Below are 15,898 nucleotides of genomic sequence, written 5' to 3'. Positions count from 1 at the left end.
GGGCTGCCCGATTAGCGTGGAGATTGTTGTTTGGGGCGACCGCCTACCCTCGACGGGGCGTCCTTCCTCTGGCGGTTGCCGATCCTTTCTCCCTCAGCTGTGAGTTGCACCTAATGAAGCTTTCTGTCTCGCGTTTTCTCGCCGGTGTTGCGGCGGCGTTGGGTTACGTCGTCCTTGCTGCTGGCGCTTCGGCGGCGACGGTTGTCGTCAACGGCTTCGAATCCCCGGTAGCCATGCCGGTCGCCGGCGCGTGGTACGCCGCCGACATCCGTGATGGCGGGACCGCCTCGGTGGTCGATCTCACCGGCATGGGCGGCGACCTCGAGTCGAACCAGCCCCTCCCCAATGGCGCCGCGATGCTGACCACCGGCATGGCGAACAACGACAAGGCCGAGGTCGCGACCTACGCCGACTACGGCGACGCGACAACCGTGCTCAACACGGCGCTCTTCGGCTTCGACTACTACAAGCAAACCGTCGCCGGCGGCAACGCGTTCGCGGCCCCTTCGTTCAAGATCGGCATCCTGGCGCAGGGCGGCACGGGTGACAACTACGGCCAACTGGTCTTCGAGCCGAACTGGAACCAGCCCGGCGGCGGTTCGCAGGCCCCCCCCGCCGACGCTTGGCAGTCGGTGAGCATCGACGCGAACACGGGCGCCGGCGCCGACCCCTCGGGCGGTTGGTTCTGGACGGGCGGCTTTGAGCTGCCGAACGGCGCTGGCGGCCCGCCGATCCGTTCGCTCGCCGAATGGGCGACCGCCTTCGCCACGGCCGACCCGACGGACTTCGCCAACGCCCGTGTCGTGAGCCTCGCGATGGGCGTCGGCACCTACAACCAGGGCCAGATCGGCTACTTCGACAACGTCAGCATCGACATCCCCGGCGGACTTGCAACGACGTTCGACTTCCAGGCGATCCCCGAGCCGACGAGCGCCGTGCTCGCCGCCGCCGGTTGCCTGCTGACCGGGATGCGGCGTCGCAAGTAAGCGAAGGCCGTTCGGTTAGCTAACCCCAAACTTCGGAAGCCGCCGGCAATGCGCCGGCGGCTTCTATTATTTGATGGGATGGCGAGGCGCCGCGCGTGGTGAGAGATCTCGCTGAGGCAGGCGGGTTTTGACTCAGATTTAGCCAGCGCCTGTGGTTTAATGGGTGAATCCTTCGCTTCTCTCCACCCTCACTCGAACCGTCTCCTTCGAAGCTATGCTTTTCCGCTTGCACCCCGCCATGGACATAACGCTCCGGTCGCTGGCGGTAGTTTTCTTGATCGCCGTCGCCTCCGTCGCGGCCTCTGCCGCGGAGCCCGCGCGGCCGCCGATCGTGGTGTTCCTTTCGGACGACCACACGCTGCTCGATTCGTCGGTCTACGGATCGACGGAGATCAGCACACCGAACATGGAGCGGCTGGCGGCGGCGGGGATGACGTTCGATCGGGCGTTCGTCGCGTCGCCCGCTTGTGCGCCGAGCCGCGCGGCGTTGCTCACGGGGCTGATGCCCGCACGGAATGGCGCCGAGCCGAACCACTCGCGGCCGCGGAAGGACATCAAGCGGCTGCCGGCTTACTTCCAGCAGCTGGGCTACGAGGTCGTTTCGTTCGGCAAGGTCGCTCACTACAACCAGGTGCTCGAGTACGGCTTCGATGTCGCCGAGTTCTTTAACTACCACGAAGACAAGTGCGTCGCCGAGGCAGTGAAGTGGCTCGAGGCCCGCGACAGCGACAAGCCGCTCTGCCTGTTTGTCGGCACGAACTGGCCGCACGTGCCGTGGCCGAAGGAATCCGAGTTCAAGCCGCAAGACACGCAGGTCCCCGACTGGCACGTCGAAACGCCGAAGACCCGCCAGGCCCGTGCGAAGTACCTGCAAGCCGTCCGCCGGATGGACAACGACCTCGGCACGGTCTACGACACGGCGTTGGCGAAGCTGGGCGACGACACGCTGTTCGTCCACACCAGCGACCACGGCGCGCAGTGGCCGTTCGGCAAGTGGACGCTCTACGACGACGGCATCCGCACGCCGCTGATCGTGTCGTGGAAGGGACGCATCGCCGAGGGCGTACGGACGGACGCGATGGTCTCGTGGGTCGATATCCTGCCAACGCTGATCGAAGCGGCCGGCGGCGAGGCGCCCGGAGACGAGACAGCGCAACGGCTCGACGGCGAGTCGTTCCTCCCCGTGCTGAAGGGCGAGACCGATACCCATCGCGACATGATCTTCACCACGCACAGCGGCGACGGCAACTTCAATGTCTACCCGTCGCGCAGCGTGCGCGACGAGCGTTACAAGCTGATCTTCAATCTCCACCCCGAGTTCCGCTTCCAATCGCACGTGACGCTCGTCGAAAAGGACGGCGGCTACTGGCGCAGCTGGGTCAACAAGGCCGAGCGCGGCGACGAGGACGCGGCCGAGAAGGTCCGCCGTTATCAGGAGCGTCCGGCCGTCGAGTTCTACGACGTGGAGAAGGACCCGCACGAACGGACCAACCTCGCCGACGATGCCGAACACGCCGACCGTGTCGCGGCGATGCAAGCCAAGCTCGAAGCGTGGATGGAGAGCCAGGGCGATCAGCGTAGGGTCTACGGCAAGCCCAACCTGCTTTCCGAACCCGCTGGACAGCCCAATCTACCCAAGCGTAAAGCGGCCAACCGGCCAGCTGCTTAAGCTTTGTAGGAGGCGCCTCCGACGCCGATTTTGCGCACCATGCCGTTTCGGAATGGATGCCGTAATCGGCGTCGGAGACGCCTCCTACAAAGAAGCTCTAATCGCGGCCGGCGACGCGCTTTAGTTCGACAACCCACTAGGGGGTCTCTCGCAAGTACGCCTCGACGTGCTTGCGGCGGCTGAAGTAGTACCAGGCGTTGACGCCCTGGGCCGCGACGCTCAGCGCGATGACCAAGCCATAGAACATCACAACGCGCGGGCGTAGAAACGCCTCGAACTCTTCGCCCGAGCCCAGCAGCTCGCGTAATTCGGGGTTCGCTTGGATCTCCGCAGCGATCGCGCTGCCGCCAAACAAGGTCGTGAGGATCTGCCACACGCAGTAGCCGCTCACCAGCGCGAGCAGACCTAGTTGATTCCAACCCAGCAGCGCGGGCGCCAGCGGGTCGAACTGCAGCAAGCGGCTGCGGCCGCGCAACTCGTTCCAAGCGAGGGCGCCCAATCCGGCCGCGATCACCAGGCCAACGAGGCTGCCGATCGCGAAGGGCGCCGACAAGACGGCCAGGATCGCCATCGACCAGCCGTTGAAGGCGGCGACCGTGGCGGCGCGGCGGATCTTCTTAGCGCGACGCCCGGCTTCCTCGAGCTCGTGACGCTGCGCAGGCGTCAGCGCGGCGACGGGCTCGGCGGCGCTGTTGGCAATGGCCATCGGTGCTCCAGGGGCGATTGTTCCGACAATTGCCACAAGTCTAGGCCACGCAGTCGTCTTGCGGCGCCATCAAAACCGGCGCCCTCAATGCAATTGGCCGTCAATCCGCCTGGTTGCCGAAGTCATGAGGGCGGCTATCGCCATCAAAACTCCCGCCGAGGGTTCCGGAACGGTTTGCAACTGGGCGGAGAGGAAGTCGATCGCAGCGAGCGTGTAAGGTTGGAAGAGCGGTCCGCCGTGACCTTCTCCGACAACCCGATGGAACTCGTGCTCGACTCCGGCAATTCTCAACGCCTGGTCGAGCCGTACGCTCTGCAGGATTGGAACGCTGCTGTCCTGGTCGCCATGGGCGATAAAGATCGGCGCGTCGTCGGCGGTGACGTGCTCGATGGGATTCATCAAACGCACTAGCGAAGCCTTCTCGGGGAAGGGCGTGGCAGGGTTGAACAGGTTGTCGCGGAGGACGCCGATGCCTTCGCCCGGCCCGTCGAATCCAATCAAACGCGACTCTGGCGAATTGGGGGCGTCGTGGTCGATTCCGCTTCCCGGCGGCGTGCGAACATCCGCGTTCATCTGCAACAGGTCCGTCGGGCCGAAGTAGTTTACCGCCGCTTGAATGACGCTGGAGTGATCAAGGTTGCCACCGATATCCCCCTCGGCATCGGCGACGCCGCCGCTCGTCGCCAAGAGGGCCGTCAGGTGACCGCCGGCGGAGCTCCCCCACGCGGCGAAGGCGTCGGGGTCGAGGTTGTATTCTTCGGCGTTAGCGCGCAAGTATCGCACTGCCCCCTTCACGTCGTGAATCTGCGCCGGCGCGATCGCCTCGCCGCTCAGTCGGTATTCGACCGACGCCACCGCAAAGCCGCGGTCGAGCAACTGCTTCAAACCGATCGGCGGAGCGTTGTAGCTTCCCCCCATCCACGCGCCGCCGTGGATCCACACGACGAGAGGCGTTGGGTCGCTCGCTTGCGGGAGCCACAGGTCAATATGCAGCGCCCGCCTGCCACCGTCATCCGGCTCGATGGCGCCATACACAACGTCGTTATGGGTTGGCGCTAGCGGTTGTGATGAAGAGAGTGTCGCAGAAACAACGAGGTTCACGAAAACCAGTGAAGCAGCAAAGAGCGTCGAAAAGCGGCAATCCATAAGAGTTGGTCCTCGATTGGCTAGAACCGGTGATGCCTCGGCCCATCAGCATAACCCCAGCCACGGCTCGCGGCGCCGCCGGTTCGCCGGATTCTAAACAGGCAGCCGCGCGCACGCGTCTGCGTCGGCAGCGATCCCGGCTATTGCTTGTCGCTGAGAACCTCTCCCGCCGTGCGGTGGATCGTCGCGCAGAGGCCGTCGAGGTCGAGGTCGTCTTCGTCGTGGCCGAAGGGCTCTTCGACGTGCTCGGCGACGACTTCTAACCCGATCATGAAGTACGCGATCACCACGACCATCGGCGCCGCCCACCATTCGAGAGTCACGGCCATCTCCCACGGCAAGATCAACAGGAACAACACGATACACTGCCGCGCGAACCGGCGGTACGAACGCGTCATGCGGGTGCCGAGGATCCGTTCGCAGGCGCCGCAGATCTCGAGGAGCTTCGTCGCTTCGGCGTCGAGGACCCGCAGGTCCATGCCGTCGATGTGGCCTTCGCGGCGCCACGCGGTGAATCGCTCGTAGAGCCGCTTGACGATAGCGCTGGGCTTGTGGGCGAAGTCCTTGAACTCGTCAGGCACGTCATCGGATTCCACACTGCGGAGCCGATCACGCAAGGCGTAGGGGAAGACGAGGACGAGCTGACCGGCCGCTTCGATCTCCTCTCTCGGCGCCGTCGCGGGGATCGTGACGATCTTCACCGCCAAGTTGCGCGACGCATTCACGAGGCCGCCCCAGAGGATGCGAGCCTCCCACCAGCGGGCGTACGCGGCGTTGGTGCGGAAGACCAAGAGCAGACCCAGCACGAGCGACAGGGTCGTGTGGAAGTTCGGAGTTCGGCCGCTGAACCGCGGAGCGATGAGCAGCTCGAGCCAAACACAGACGGCCGCGTAAACGCCCGCCAACGCCGCCAGCACGGCGATGTGCCGAAGGGTGCGGCTGAACAAGATGCGTTGTATTTTCTGTCGGACCATTGGCGGGGCGGCGGGGCTTCTCAAGAGAGGATTCATGAAGCTACGGGCTGTCGCGTTTCGATGGAATAGCCCAACCGTCCGACGGCGCCGTCGCTATAGCTACTCCAGCCGTCGCGACTACACCGCGCCGACGGCGCCATTTGGACCGGCCAGTCGCCGACGCACGTCGGTCGGGCGATTGGCCGACGTATCCTTCCGATGCGGCGTGTTCCTTCCCTTGGTCCGGCGGTGCGCGGATGCTCTCGGTCTCGCCTAGCGCCGGTCTCTCGACTTCGCTGATGCATCAGCGGCGGCGGAACATGAACCAGATGTCGGTGTCGCTCGAGCGTCTATCGACCGGCAAGCGGATCAACCACGCCAAAGACGACCCGGCCGGGCTGATCGCGGCGGAGCAACTCCGCGGCGAGATCACCGACAAGAAGGCGTTGCTCAAAGTCAGTCAGTACGAGCAGTTCGCGTTCTGGGAACGCGAATCACGGCTGTCACTCGTGCAGCGCGGCCTCAACGACCTCGGCGGCGCCGTCATCGAGTCGGCCGGGACCTTGGCCAACGAGTTGCAGAGGCAAGCGCTGCAACAATCCGCGGAGGCGACGATTAACTCCTTCAATCGCTTGGCGCCCGGCGTGGCGCTGGGCGGGCTTTACGAGCTTGCCAATGGGGGCGCCGCTAATCTCGTCGATGGCGATTCACTGCTCGCGCAGCAGATCATCGACGACGCCAACCGCAGCACGCTGATAGGTCGGGCCACGGTGGCGGCGGACGCGCGCTACAGCGACTACGAGCAGCGGCTGCTCGAGGATCAGATCGTTATCGCGACCGAGACGCTGAGCATGGTCGAGGACGCCGACTTCGCCGCAGAGGCGTCCAGCCTCCTGCAGGGCCAAGTGCTGGCCCAAGCGTCGAACGCAGCGCTGCAATACGCGCAGCAGTCGCACGCTGAGGCGATCAGCGAGTTGCTCGACCGGATTGATCTGAAGCGGTAGCAAAGTTGTAGGAGGGGTCTCTAGACCCCGATTACGGTCTCGATTCTGATTCGGCGTGGTGCGCGTCATCGGGGTCGGGAGACCCCTCCCACCTTCGCGTTCAGCGACTACGGACCTTAGAGTTTGTCCACCAGGACATAGCTCTTCAGCGTCGAGCCTTGCTCAACGAGGTCATTGAGCACCATCGCAGCTAATCTGCGTGCGCCGCTGGGGCTGAAGTGCGTGGTGTCGCCGGCGGTTTGTAGCGAGTCGCTCGACGATTGGCCGAGGCCGTCGAACAGGCGGAGCGTCAACGCGCTGAGGTCCACCAGCGCGACGCCCTCTTCGGCAGCGACAGCGCGGGTGGCTTCCGCGTAGGGCTCGTTCCCGGGGTCGGCGACCGATCGGCCGTTGCCGTCGAACTGGCGTCGCTGCGGCGGCGTGAGGAGGATCGGCGTTGCGCCCGCTTGCTTGGCTTCGGCGATGTAGCGGCGGAGGTTGTCGCGGAACTCGCCGGCGGGGTCGGTCTCACGGCCGGGGCCCTTGCCGAGGTTGTCGTTGTGCCCGAACTGGATGAAGACCACGTCGGGCTCCTTGCCCTCGGCTGCGAGTTGCTTTAGCGCGCCGTCCCAGAGGCCCTCGTTGCGGAAGCTCTTCGAGCTGCGGCCGTTCTTGGCGGCGTTAACGACGGTGACGCGATCGTCCACCAATCCACGCAGCCCCCAGGCCCAGCCTTGCAGCGGGCTGTTGGCGGCGTAGTCCGCGACCGTCGAATCGCCAATCGCCAACCACGTCACCGCGCGTCGCGCCGTCGCCTTCGGCAGCGCTGTCGATCGCAAATATCGCGTCTCCAACGTCGCTAGCGCGCCGTAAGCCGATTCCGGTGTCGTGGGCTCGAGTTGCTCGGGCGTCGAATCGGCGGCGCCACCGGTAAATGCCAATCGCCGCGTGCCGTCCCCTTCCGCATACGCAGCAACGCTGCCATCGGCACGAACGACCTTCAGCGACTTCGCGCCGGCGACGGGTTCGCTCATCTGGAGGTAGACGCGATCATCCTCCGTTTGCACCTCGACGACGGTCGGCGCCGCCGTGCTTTCGGGGTCCCACTTGCCGTCGAATGTCCAGGCAGGCGTGATCTCGTCGGGCGTTGGCGCGCTGGCGGCCTCGTCGAGGTTGTCGGCGTGCCACGCGTAGTCGCCGCCGTCGCGGTGGCAGTCGTGGAAGTACTTGCGCTCGTAGAGGGCGTGCTCCGCTTGCGGGACGGTCGAGAGGTCCTTCACGACGCCGATCGGCTTGTCCGCCATCCGCTCGGAGAATTGGCAGCCCAGCAGGTAGAACTGCGAAGGGTAATGGTTGCGGCCGAGCCAGAAGTTCTCAACGCCGTCGAACTTGCAGTCGCGGAGCACGAACTTCATCCGCTCGGGGTCCATGTGCCCGTCGTGCCAGATGGCGGCCGTATCGCGGACCTCGTAGAACGTCGAGTCGCGGACGAAGCACCAGCCACGGGGACAGAGGAAATCAACCTCGCCGCGGAAGTGGCAGCGTGTGTGGTAGTACATGCCGTGGGCCGTGTTCCACAGCGACACCGTGTCGCCGACGCCGTTGAACGTGCAGTCGGCGAGGATCGTCCGCTGGGGTTGGCCATAAACGGCGAAGGCATGGACACCGGGACCGGATGTGTTCTCCACGGTGAGGTTTTCGATGACGCCATCCTCGCCGAACAGGTTCAGCACTCCGGGCCCGATGCGGTCATAGCGCCGGTCGTACTCGGGCCGCGGGAAGTTCTTGCGGATGATAACGCCTTCGCGGCTCTCGCCGCGCAACGTGACGCGGTTCTGATCGATGCGGATGCGCTCGTCGTAGACGCCGTTGGGAACGAGGACGACGACGCGCTGGAGGTTGTCCGCGGGGATGGTGTCGATCGCTTCTTGGATCGATCCGGTAACCGTGACGGTGCGGATCGCGTCGGAGGCGATGGCGTTGACATATGCCAACAAGAGAACTGGAACGACAGCGAAAACAGCTAAGCGATGAGGCATGATGGCGCCACGTGAACTGTGGGAGGCGTCTCCAGACGCCGATTGCGGATCGCCAGCTGTATTCGGTGTGGGGCGCGTCATCGGGGTCTGGAGACCCGTCCCACAAGGAGGCGTAGGCGACGAAAAGGACCTTACTGTTTTATAGCTCGACGCGCTCGACGCCTACGACCATTTGCAATCAACGCGCCCCAACGTGCAAAGGTCGCCGCGGATCGGCTTCACTTCTTCTTCATCACCGCGCGCCAACCAGTGGGGGCGGGCGTCGGTTGGGAGAGCACCCAGTTGGAGTCGCGGAGCGGGTCCACGGCGTAATAGAGGTCGGGGTCTACCTCTCGTGCTACGGTGATCAGCCGACGCACCTGTCGTCGCCGCGCGGCGACGTACAGCAGCGTGACGGCGTGCTGCTCGTCGCTCCCCTCGAAGGTGAGCACCCGGGGGCAGTGTTTGCGGAGGGCGTCGGCGAGGTCGTCGCCGGCGTCGTGCGAGACGATCCGTAGGATGACGCTCCCCATCGCCAACCGACGCTCAAGTGCGATGCCGACGCCGTTGCCGCAGGCAAAGCCGCCGGCGTACGCCAGCAGCAGCCAGGGGTTGCCCGACGCCTTCTGGAAGACTTCCGAAACGGTCGTGATCCAGATCAGCACTTCGACAAAGCCGAGCGCCACCGACATCGTGATCCGCCCCTGCACGACGGCGAGCGTCCGGCACGTGCCCATCGACACGTCGGCGATCCGGAACAGGAAGATGAGGAGCGCGAGACCCCAGACAGGGAGCGAATCAAGAAACGGCATCGATACAACCAGACGGCGGATCAGGGGCAACCACCATCATCCCCGACATCCCCAACCGGCGTCACCCCCGGAAACGCGACGCCGGAGTCAGCGCCCCCTCGGTACCCGTCAGAGCCGTGGGCGATGCCCTCGGAGCGGACTACGAGTCCGCTGCTCTCCGAGGGCTACCCAGGATTATGCAAGCGCTAGCAGCGTGAGGTCGGATCGGTGGCCAAATCCAAGAAGCGTTAGCGCCTTGTGTCCCCCTCCACCGCCTTCGGGGGAGGCCGCTTTATCGAGGAAACGGGGGGAGGGGGTGGAACCCTGGTACCCGCTTCAGCACCCTCCCCCCGTTTACGAGAGAAAGAGGCCTCCCTCTGAAGAAGGAGGGGGACACAACGCGCTAACGCTTCTTCTACTGCCCAACTTTGAACTGCTAGCCCTTGCATAATCCTGTACCGCCCACGGCTCAGGCATTCCGCAGGGGGCGGCCGGGCCAGTGGCGTGGACATGCGTCCAGAAGCCGCTGAGACGCCGTCTGCGAGGCTTTTGCGCTCGTCTTGGACATCGGGCCCACCTCCGTGCGACAACGCCGTAGATTGCGTCCTGGGGGCTCCTGCGATGGCGGCGCCGGAACCGTTAGTTTTCAGCGGCAGAAGCCCCAACGCGCCTTCCGTGCGCAATCGCAGCATGGGAAGACGGAATCACGGAACTCAACTAGTTGACCACGGGGACAGCCGGCAACTAGGGTTCAATTGGGTCGGCCCCGCGCCACCCGCCTACTCATCGGCAAGCGGCCCGATCGCGGCTGCTAGCAGCGCCTCCGGGCGTGTCAGTCACCTGTGGAGATGCGTCTAATGATTCTCACACACGCTCGGCTCCTCTTCTCTCTGATCTTGGCGTTGGGCCTCTTGGCCCTGCCGGCCTCGGCGGCTGTCACCTACACCTTCGACACCGATACTGGGGGCGGCGCCTACACGACTTGCTGCGGCGGCAACGGCGTCTCGGCCGCCCACGACGGCGTCGGCGCCGTCACTCTCACCGCCGGCGGTGGCTGGTCGGGACAAGTCGCCGAATGGACCCTCTGGGACAACTCGGCTAGCGACATGCCGTCGGACGCCTCGGTGATGGCGGAGATCAATTCGATCTTGAACAACGGCGGCAGCGTCTCATTCGACGTCACCGTCAACGCCGATGACCAAGTGCTCGCCGCCACGCCGGGTTGGTTCGAGGTGGTCTTCACGTCGAACTCCGACGGCGGCGGCTTCCACACCGAAACCAGCAGCGTCACGTTGCCAACCACCCCCGGCGCCTCGGCGACCACGACCGTCACGTTCCCGATCGTCGCGGGCGCGGGGACCAGCAACGACGGCGTCGCCGAGTGGACGCTCGCCGACACTTACCGCACCTTCTTCATCGGCCTCAACAACGACGCCGCGGGCGTAACGACCGCCGTGGTGCACGTCGATAACATCACGTTCGCCTCGGCGATTCCCGAGCCGGGCTGCCTGATGCTCGCCGCCGGCGGTGCGCTGTCGCTGTTAGTCACACGGCGCCGTTAGTCGAACGGCGATGATCCATCGCTGTGGGAGGGGTCTCCAGACCCCGATTACGCGCACCATGCAGTGTTCAGCCAAGTAACCGTAATCGGCGTCGGAGACGCCTCCTTGCAGCGATAGATGGACCAGGAGAGCAGAAGAACCGGACGCTAAGGCGTGCCGGCTGATCTTGGTGGCTAGCACGCATTAGCCGCGGGGCCTTAGCCCCCGGTTCTGTTGCCCTCATCCGCTTGTATCGAAGTCGCTTGTATCGTCGGCGGCGTGGGTCCGTCGAGCAGGCAGGCGACGTTCACGTCGCCAAGCACGTTGATCGTGGTCCGACAGCGGTCGAGGAACCAGTCCACGGTGAGCAGCAGGGCGATGTAGCTGACCGGCAGGCCCACGGCGCTGAAGACGAGCGTCATCGTCACGAGGCCCGCCTCGGGGATGCCCGCGGCGCCAACCGAGGCGATGATCGACGTCAACACGACGATCAGCTGTTGCGAGAGCGTCAGGTCCTGGCCGATCAGCTGCGCGACGAACAGCGCCGCCATCGCTTCGTAGAGGGCGGTGCCATCGTTGTTGAAGTTGGCGCCGACCAGCGCGCCCATGCTGGCGGACTCTTCGCGGAGGCCGACGTTGTCCTTGAGGCAGGCGTAAGTGACCGGCATCGTCGCGGTCGAGCTGTCGGTGCTGAACGCCATCACCAGCGCGTCGCGCACGCCGCGGAGCACGTCCAGCGGGCGGGCCCAGCTAAAAAGCTTGATCCTGGTGAAGTACCAGACCGACTGGATCAGCAGCGCCAAGCATACGGCCAGCACAAAGGCGCCCATCGCTGCGAACGGAGCGAAGCCCTCGACGCCGATCACCTTGGCGACGATCGCCCAGACGCCGAGCGGAACGAGTTGGATGATCCAGTGCAGCATCTTGAGCAGCACGGCGTAAGCGACCTCGACGAAGTCACGGACGTTCGCCAGCGGCCGGTCCTTCTCCGAACGCAGCGCAATGCCGAACGCCACGGCGATGATGATCACGCCGATAATGTTCTGCTTGTCGCCGAGCGGGCCGAGGATCGACTTGGGGACGTTCTGCACGAGCAGGTCGACCGGGTCGGGCCCTTCGTGCCCCGCGCCGGCGCCAGCTTCCGCCGGCGGGTCGAGCTTCGACCACTCGCCCGGCCGCATCACGTTGGCGACGGTGAGGCCGACGACGATCGCGACCGTCGTGTTGAGGATTAGCAGCCAGAAGAGCCGAGCCGCGAGTCGGCCGCGGACCTCCGTCGTCATCAGGACGTGCGTCACCGCCACCAAGATCAGCGGCGGGGCCAGGGCGCCGAGCAATTGGAGGATCACCTTGCTAGGGATCTCGAGCACTTCGGCCCGGTTGCCGAGGACGAGCCCCGTCATCACGCCAACCACCATGGCGAGGAGGATCCGCCAATAGAGCGGGATCGCGTTCCAACGGCCCAAGAGGCCGGCGGGCTTCGTGGCGTTGCTCATGGGGGCCTCTTCGTTGGAATCGGGAGGATCTTGGTGAGTTTATCGCCGAATTCTCATGCGCCGGTCATCCCCGGTCCTTCGCCAGCCAACCCCAGTCCTTCGTCAGGAAACCCCGACTCTTCATCAGGAAACCCAGTGGCGATCGATTCAACACGCCACGCGGCCTAAAATGCGAGACCCTCTGACAACCGTATCCTTTCTCAGCAACGCCGCGTGTACACCGAATCCGAAGGAAGCCGCAAAGCGATCGGCGACGTCGATGTCCTCTACCACGACGGCCTCTACCACCTGTTCCACCTGGTGCTGCCGAATCACGACTTCATCGCCCATGCGGTGAGCACGGACGCGATCCACTGGCGGCGGGTGAACAACGCGCTGTTCATTGGCGACCCCGGCTCGTGGGACGATCTGATGCTGTGGACGATGGCGGTGTCGCCCGACCCGCATCGACCCGGGCAATGGCGGATGTTCTACACCGGCCTGTCACGCCGCGAGCAAGGACGCCTCCAGCGGATCGGCATGGCGGTCAGCGAGGACCTCTTCCATTGGCGCAAGACCTCGGTGAACTGGACGGATCACCGCGGTCCAAACGATCCCGAACGGGTCCGCCAAGCGCGCGAGGTTGCGGGTCGACAGGTCTCGGGCGATCGTCAGGCGCCCCTCGATGCGTCGAGCGACATGCCGCTGGAGGCCGCCGCCGAGTTCTACGAGGCGTCGCTCGACGAGGGGCGCGAGTGGGTCAGCTTCCGCGATCCCTACTACTACCGCGAAGGGGGCCGGGGATGGCTGATCATGGCGGCTCGCACCAAGGAGGGCCCGGTGGTCCGCCGTGGTTGCGTCGGCGTCTTTGAAGAAATAGAGCCCGACCGCTTCGAGCCGCGTCCCCCGCTGCATCATCCCGGTCTGTACGACGACATCGAGGTGCCCAACCTGATCCGGTTCAACGATGAGTACTACCTGATCGGGAGCCTTCGCGAAGACGCCAAGATCCGTTACTGGCACACCGACCGCATCGGTTCCCCGTGGCGGAGCTATTACGACAACGTGCTGCTCGCCCAAGGCAACTACGCGGCCCGGCTCTGCCAAGACTCGCAGAGCTGGTTGATCTGGAACTTCTACTCACTCGACGCGCACGACCGGACCACGCGCAACGTGATGCCGCCCCCCAAGCGGATGGTCCGCACGGCCGATGGGATGCTCCGCGCCAAGTCGTTTGAGGGCTTCGACCGCTTCCTCGACGAGTCGATCGACACCCGTTGCGTTTGGCCGCTCCGCGAAGGGCCCAGCAAGAAGACCTGCTCGGTTGACGACGGCCGGATCACGCTCGGCTGCGAGGCGGGGTTCGAGGCGTTCGTCTTCGACGGCCCCATCGCCTCGGCCCGGTTCCGTGCGAAGATCGAACTCCAAGGTCTGGGCAAGTGCGGGCTGGTTTTCCACGTCGATCGCGAAACCCACGACGGCTACTACCTGTCGCTCGACCTCTTAAAAGGCCTCGCCCAGCTCCGCGCCTGGCGGACCGGCCCGCCCGGCAGCGGCGAGCACATGATGCAGTTCCGCAGCCTCCAAGGGGGCAACTGGCGCAGCGAGACCCCCGGCCAGGCCGAGGTGCAATTGATCACCTTTGGCGACTACCTGGAGTTCTCGGTCGACGGCCGCGTGATCCTCTCGCTCGCCGACACGACCTTCAAAGAGGGCCTCATGGGCGTCTACCTCGAGTCAGCCCGGATGCACCTCAGCGACGTCGAGCTCCGCCGGATGAAGCCCCCGGGGCAATCGTCGTCACACCTAGTGGAGGGCTGAAGCCGGAAGGGGGAGCGGCATGGCGCTAGCCACCGGTGAACTGCCAGGTGACAAACCCCTACCAGCACCGGCGGCTAGCGCCGTTCCGCTCACGGGGCTCATCGCTTATAGCCCCGCCCCTGTTTGTAGTTGGTAGGGTGCGATGCAGCGTAGCGGAATCGCACCTCTCCGCCTCGCCTTACTCAACGCAGTGAGCCTTCCGCTGCAAACCGGGGAGGTGCGATTCCATCGCACCCTACGTGCTGTCGTGAGCTGAAGACGTTGCTTACGAATTGGCTTGATATGAACGACTGTCGCACGTCGCATAGCGACAGGAGGCGATCGTCGCCGTATCACCTCCTGTGCTGCGCACCCCGACAGTCACGGCCTACTTTGCTGCGTCACATCCTCAACTAGCTGGGTGACGCTCTCGTTGCCGTAGTAATCAAGCCGCAGCGCAATTCCCAATTGGCCAAGCTCAGCAAGTAATGTGGCGGGGAACTCATCGTCGCAGAGTCGGTTCGAGAAGATTCCAACAAACAAGCTAATCCGGGCTCCTTCCATGGAGAGCTTCGCAAACGGATCCGAGTTTGCCTTAAGCCGCGAAACTAGTGCTTGGACTGATTCGGATAGCGACGCGTCTGGGACTGTTGGCATCGGCGCCGACCAATAGTGGCTCGGCCACACACCTTCTCGCACTTCACCCCTCCGATTGACACGACGCTCACCGCGGCTGTGTGACGACCTGGGTTCGATGCCCACCAGGCTCGTCACTGCCTCTGGAGGAAAGCTGCCACCCTCCACATGTAGCGAGAAACAGTACTCATAGTCATTCAATCCTCGAACGCAGCGTGAGCGCCCCGGTTGGCTTGGCGGATGAGCGCTCATCGCCCCACGAACTCCGGCGTCACCAGCTTCGGCAGCACGCCCGCCTTGTAACCGCGTTCCAGGAACAACCGCACCGACTCGCGGCCTTTGTCGCCGAAGTCGCGGGTCCAGTCGTTGACGTACATGCCGACGAACTTGTCCGCCTTCGCGTTGTCGAGGTCGCGGCCATACTGCAAGGCGTAGTCGAGCGCGGGTTGGCGGTGATCGAGGCCGTAGTTGATCGACTGGGCGAGCAGCTTCTCGACTTCGATGATCGTCTCGTGGCCGAGGTTCTTGCGGATCGCGTTCGCGCCGAGCGGCAGCGGCAGGCCGCCGGTCTCCGCGCCCCACCAGACGCCGAGGTCGACGATCAGCTGCAGGTTCTGATCGCCGTAGGTGAGCTGGCCTTCATGGATCAAGAGGCCCGCGTCGAGGGGCTGGCCCTCGTACTCGCCGGCGACGACGGCGGGGATGATCTGGTCGAACGGCACGAGGACGTGCTCGAAGTCCTGCCCCAAGAAGAGCCGCAAGGCGAGCGTCGCGCTGGTAAGCTTGCCGGGGATGGCGATCCGCTTCCCCTTCAGCTGCTCAACCGAATACTTTTCCTTGGCGACGACCATCGGGCCGTAACCGTCCCCCATGCTCGCGCCACAGTTGCACAGCAGGTACTGGTCCTGCAAGTACGCGTAGGCGTGGATGCTAACGGCGGTCAGCTCGAGCTCGCCCGAGAACGCCCGCTGGTTTAGCGTCTCGATGTCCACCAGCTCGTGCGTGAACTGGTAATCGCCGGTGGGAAGGAGGTCCTTCGCCAGGGCGTAGAACATGAAGGCGTCGTCGGGGTCGGGAGAGTGGCCGACCCGGATGAGCTGCTTGGTAGCTGGCATAGAGGCTAGAGGTTGGATGCTAGAGGCCAAAAAACTGAAACTAGTCGCTGTCGCGTCACCGGGGACGCCACGGAGTGAA

The 15,898-nt window shown here is 64.7% G+C and carries 13 protein-coding genes; 5 read left to right on the top strand and 8 right to left on the bottom strand.

The window, feature by feature from the left end; translation table 11 throughout:
* The first annotated feature begins 113 nt into the window (after positions 1 to 113).
* Together Spa11_RS04355 and Spa11_RS04350 are read left to right on the top strand one after the other, a co-directional pair.
* A complete protein-coding gene (locus Spa11_RS04355) occupies positions 114 to 986 on the top strand; it encodes a hypothetical protein (protein WP_145108450.1) in 873 nt (290 codons plus the stop codon).
* 238 nt (positions 987 to 1,224) lie between these two features.
* The gene (locus Spa11_RS04350) at positions 1,225 to 2,655 is read left to right on the top strand and encodes a sulfatase family protein (protein WP_231933134.1); all 1,431 of its coding nucleotides are present in this window, start codon (positions 1,225 to 1,227) and stop codon (positions 2,653 to 2,655) included.
* A gap of 136 nt (positions 2,656 to 2,791) precedes the next feature.
* Here Spa11_RS04350 and Spa11_RS04345 read toward each other — a convergent pair whose 3' ends face one another.
* From Spa11_RS04345 to Spa11_RS04335, 3 genes are all read right to left on the bottom strand, one after another.
* Positions 2,792 to 3,361, bottom strand: a complete 570-nt coding sequence (locus Spa11_RS04345) for a hypothetical protein (protein WP_145108444.1) — start codon at positions 3,359 to 3,361, stop codon at positions 2,792 to 2,794.
* A gap of 84 nt (positions 3,362 to 3,445) precedes the next feature.
* Positions 3,446 to 4,507, bottom strand: a complete 1,062-nt coding sequence (locus Spa11_RS04340) for an alpha/beta hydrolase (RefSeq protein WP_145108442.1) — start codon at positions 4,505 to 4,507, stop codon at positions 3,446 to 3,448.
* 140 nt (positions 4,508 to 4,647) lie between these two features.
* Positions 4,648 to 5,481 (bottom strand): bestrophin family protein, encoded by an 834-nt coding sequence (locus tag Spa11_RS04335; RefSeq protein WP_197529732.1) that lies wholly within the window; start codon positions 5,479 to 5,481, stop codon positions 4,648 to 4,650.
* Positions 5,482 to 5,717: 236 nt separating this feature from the next.
* Here Spa11_RS04335 and Spa11_RS04330 point away from each other — a divergent pair, with 236 nt between their 5' ends.
* Positions 5,718 to 6,464, top strand: coding sequence for a flagellin (locus Spa11_RS04330; protein ID WP_145108436.1), 747 nt, complete (start codon positions 5,718 to 5,720; stop codon positions 6,462 to 6,464).
* Positions 6,465 to 6,580: 116 nt separating this feature from the next.
* On the opposite strand, the gene Spa11_RS04325 is transcribed toward Spa11_RS04330, so the two are convergent.
* Positions 6,581 to 8,482 (bottom strand): pectinesterase family protein, encoded by a 1,902-nt coding sequence (locus Spa11_RS04325; RefSeq protein ID WP_197529731.1) that lies wholly within the window; start codon positions 8,480 to 8,482, stop codon positions 6,581 to 6,583.
* A gap of 218 nt (positions 8,483 to 8,700) precedes the next feature.
* Positions 8,701 to 9,273: a DUF5698 domain-containing protein gene (locus Spa11_RS04320; protein ID WP_145108430.1), complete on the bottom strand. Its 573-nt coding sequence runs from the start codon at positions 9,271 to 9,273 to the stop codon at positions 8,701 to 8,703.
* 836 nt (positions 9,274 to 10,109) lie between these two features.
* On the opposite strand from Spa11_RS04320, the gene Spa11_RS04315 reads away from it, so the two are divergent.
* Positions 10,110 to 10,814: a hypothetical protein gene (locus Spa11_RS04315; protein ID WP_145108427.1), complete on the top strand. Its 705-nt coding sequence runs from the start codon at positions 10,110 to 10,112 to the stop codon at positions 10,812 to 10,814.
* A gap of 197 nt (positions 10,815 to 11,011) precedes the next feature.
* Here the strand turns inward: Spa11_RS04315 and Spa11_RS04310 are convergent, their stop codons facing one another.
* The gene (locus Spa11_RS04310; RefSeq protein WP_145108424.1) at positions 11,012 to 12,289 is read right to left on the bottom strand and encodes a dicarboxylate/amino acid:cation symporter; all 1,278 of its coding nucleotides are present in this window, start codon (positions 12,287 to 12,289) and stop codon (positions 11,012 to 11,014) included.
* Between the two features lie 213 nt (positions 12,290 to 12,502).
* Between Spa11_RS04310 and Spa11_RS04305 the strand changes: the two genes are divergently transcribed.
* Positions 12,503 to 14,089, top strand: a complete 1,587-nt coding sequence (locus Spa11_RS04305; RefSeq protein ID WP_145108421.1) for a glycoside hydrolase family protein — start codon at positions 12,503 to 12,505, stop codon at positions 14,087 to 14,089.
* A 360-nt stretch (positions 14,090 to 14,449) separates the two neighbouring features.
* Here Spa11_RS04305 and Spa11_RS04300 read toward each other — a convergent pair whose 3' ends face one another.
* Both Spa11_RS04300 and Spa11_RS04295 read right to left on the bottom strand, forming a co-directional pair.
* Positions 14,450 to 14,956, bottom strand: a complete 507-nt coding sequence (locus Spa11_RS04300) for a DUF4279 domain-containing protein (protein WP_145108418.1) — start codon at positions 14,954 to 14,956, stop codon at positions 14,450 to 14,452.
* A complete protein-coding gene (locus tag Spa11_RS04295; protein ID WP_145108415.1) occupies positions 14,953 to 15,819 on the bottom strand; it encodes a menaquinone biosynthesis family protein in 867 nt (288 codons plus the stop codon). The genes Spa11_RS04300 and Spa11_RS04295 overlap by 4 nt, the downstream gene beginning before the upstream one ends.
* Positions 15,820 to 15,898 lie beyond the last annotated feature (79 nt).

The organism is Botrimarina mediterranea, assembly GCF_007753265.1.
Taxonomy (GTDB): Bacteria; Planctomycetota; Planctomycetia; order Pirellulales; family Lacipirellulaceae; genus Botrimarina; species Botrimarina mediterranea.
This window is presented reverse-complemented; position numbering and strand designations above follow the sequence as displayed.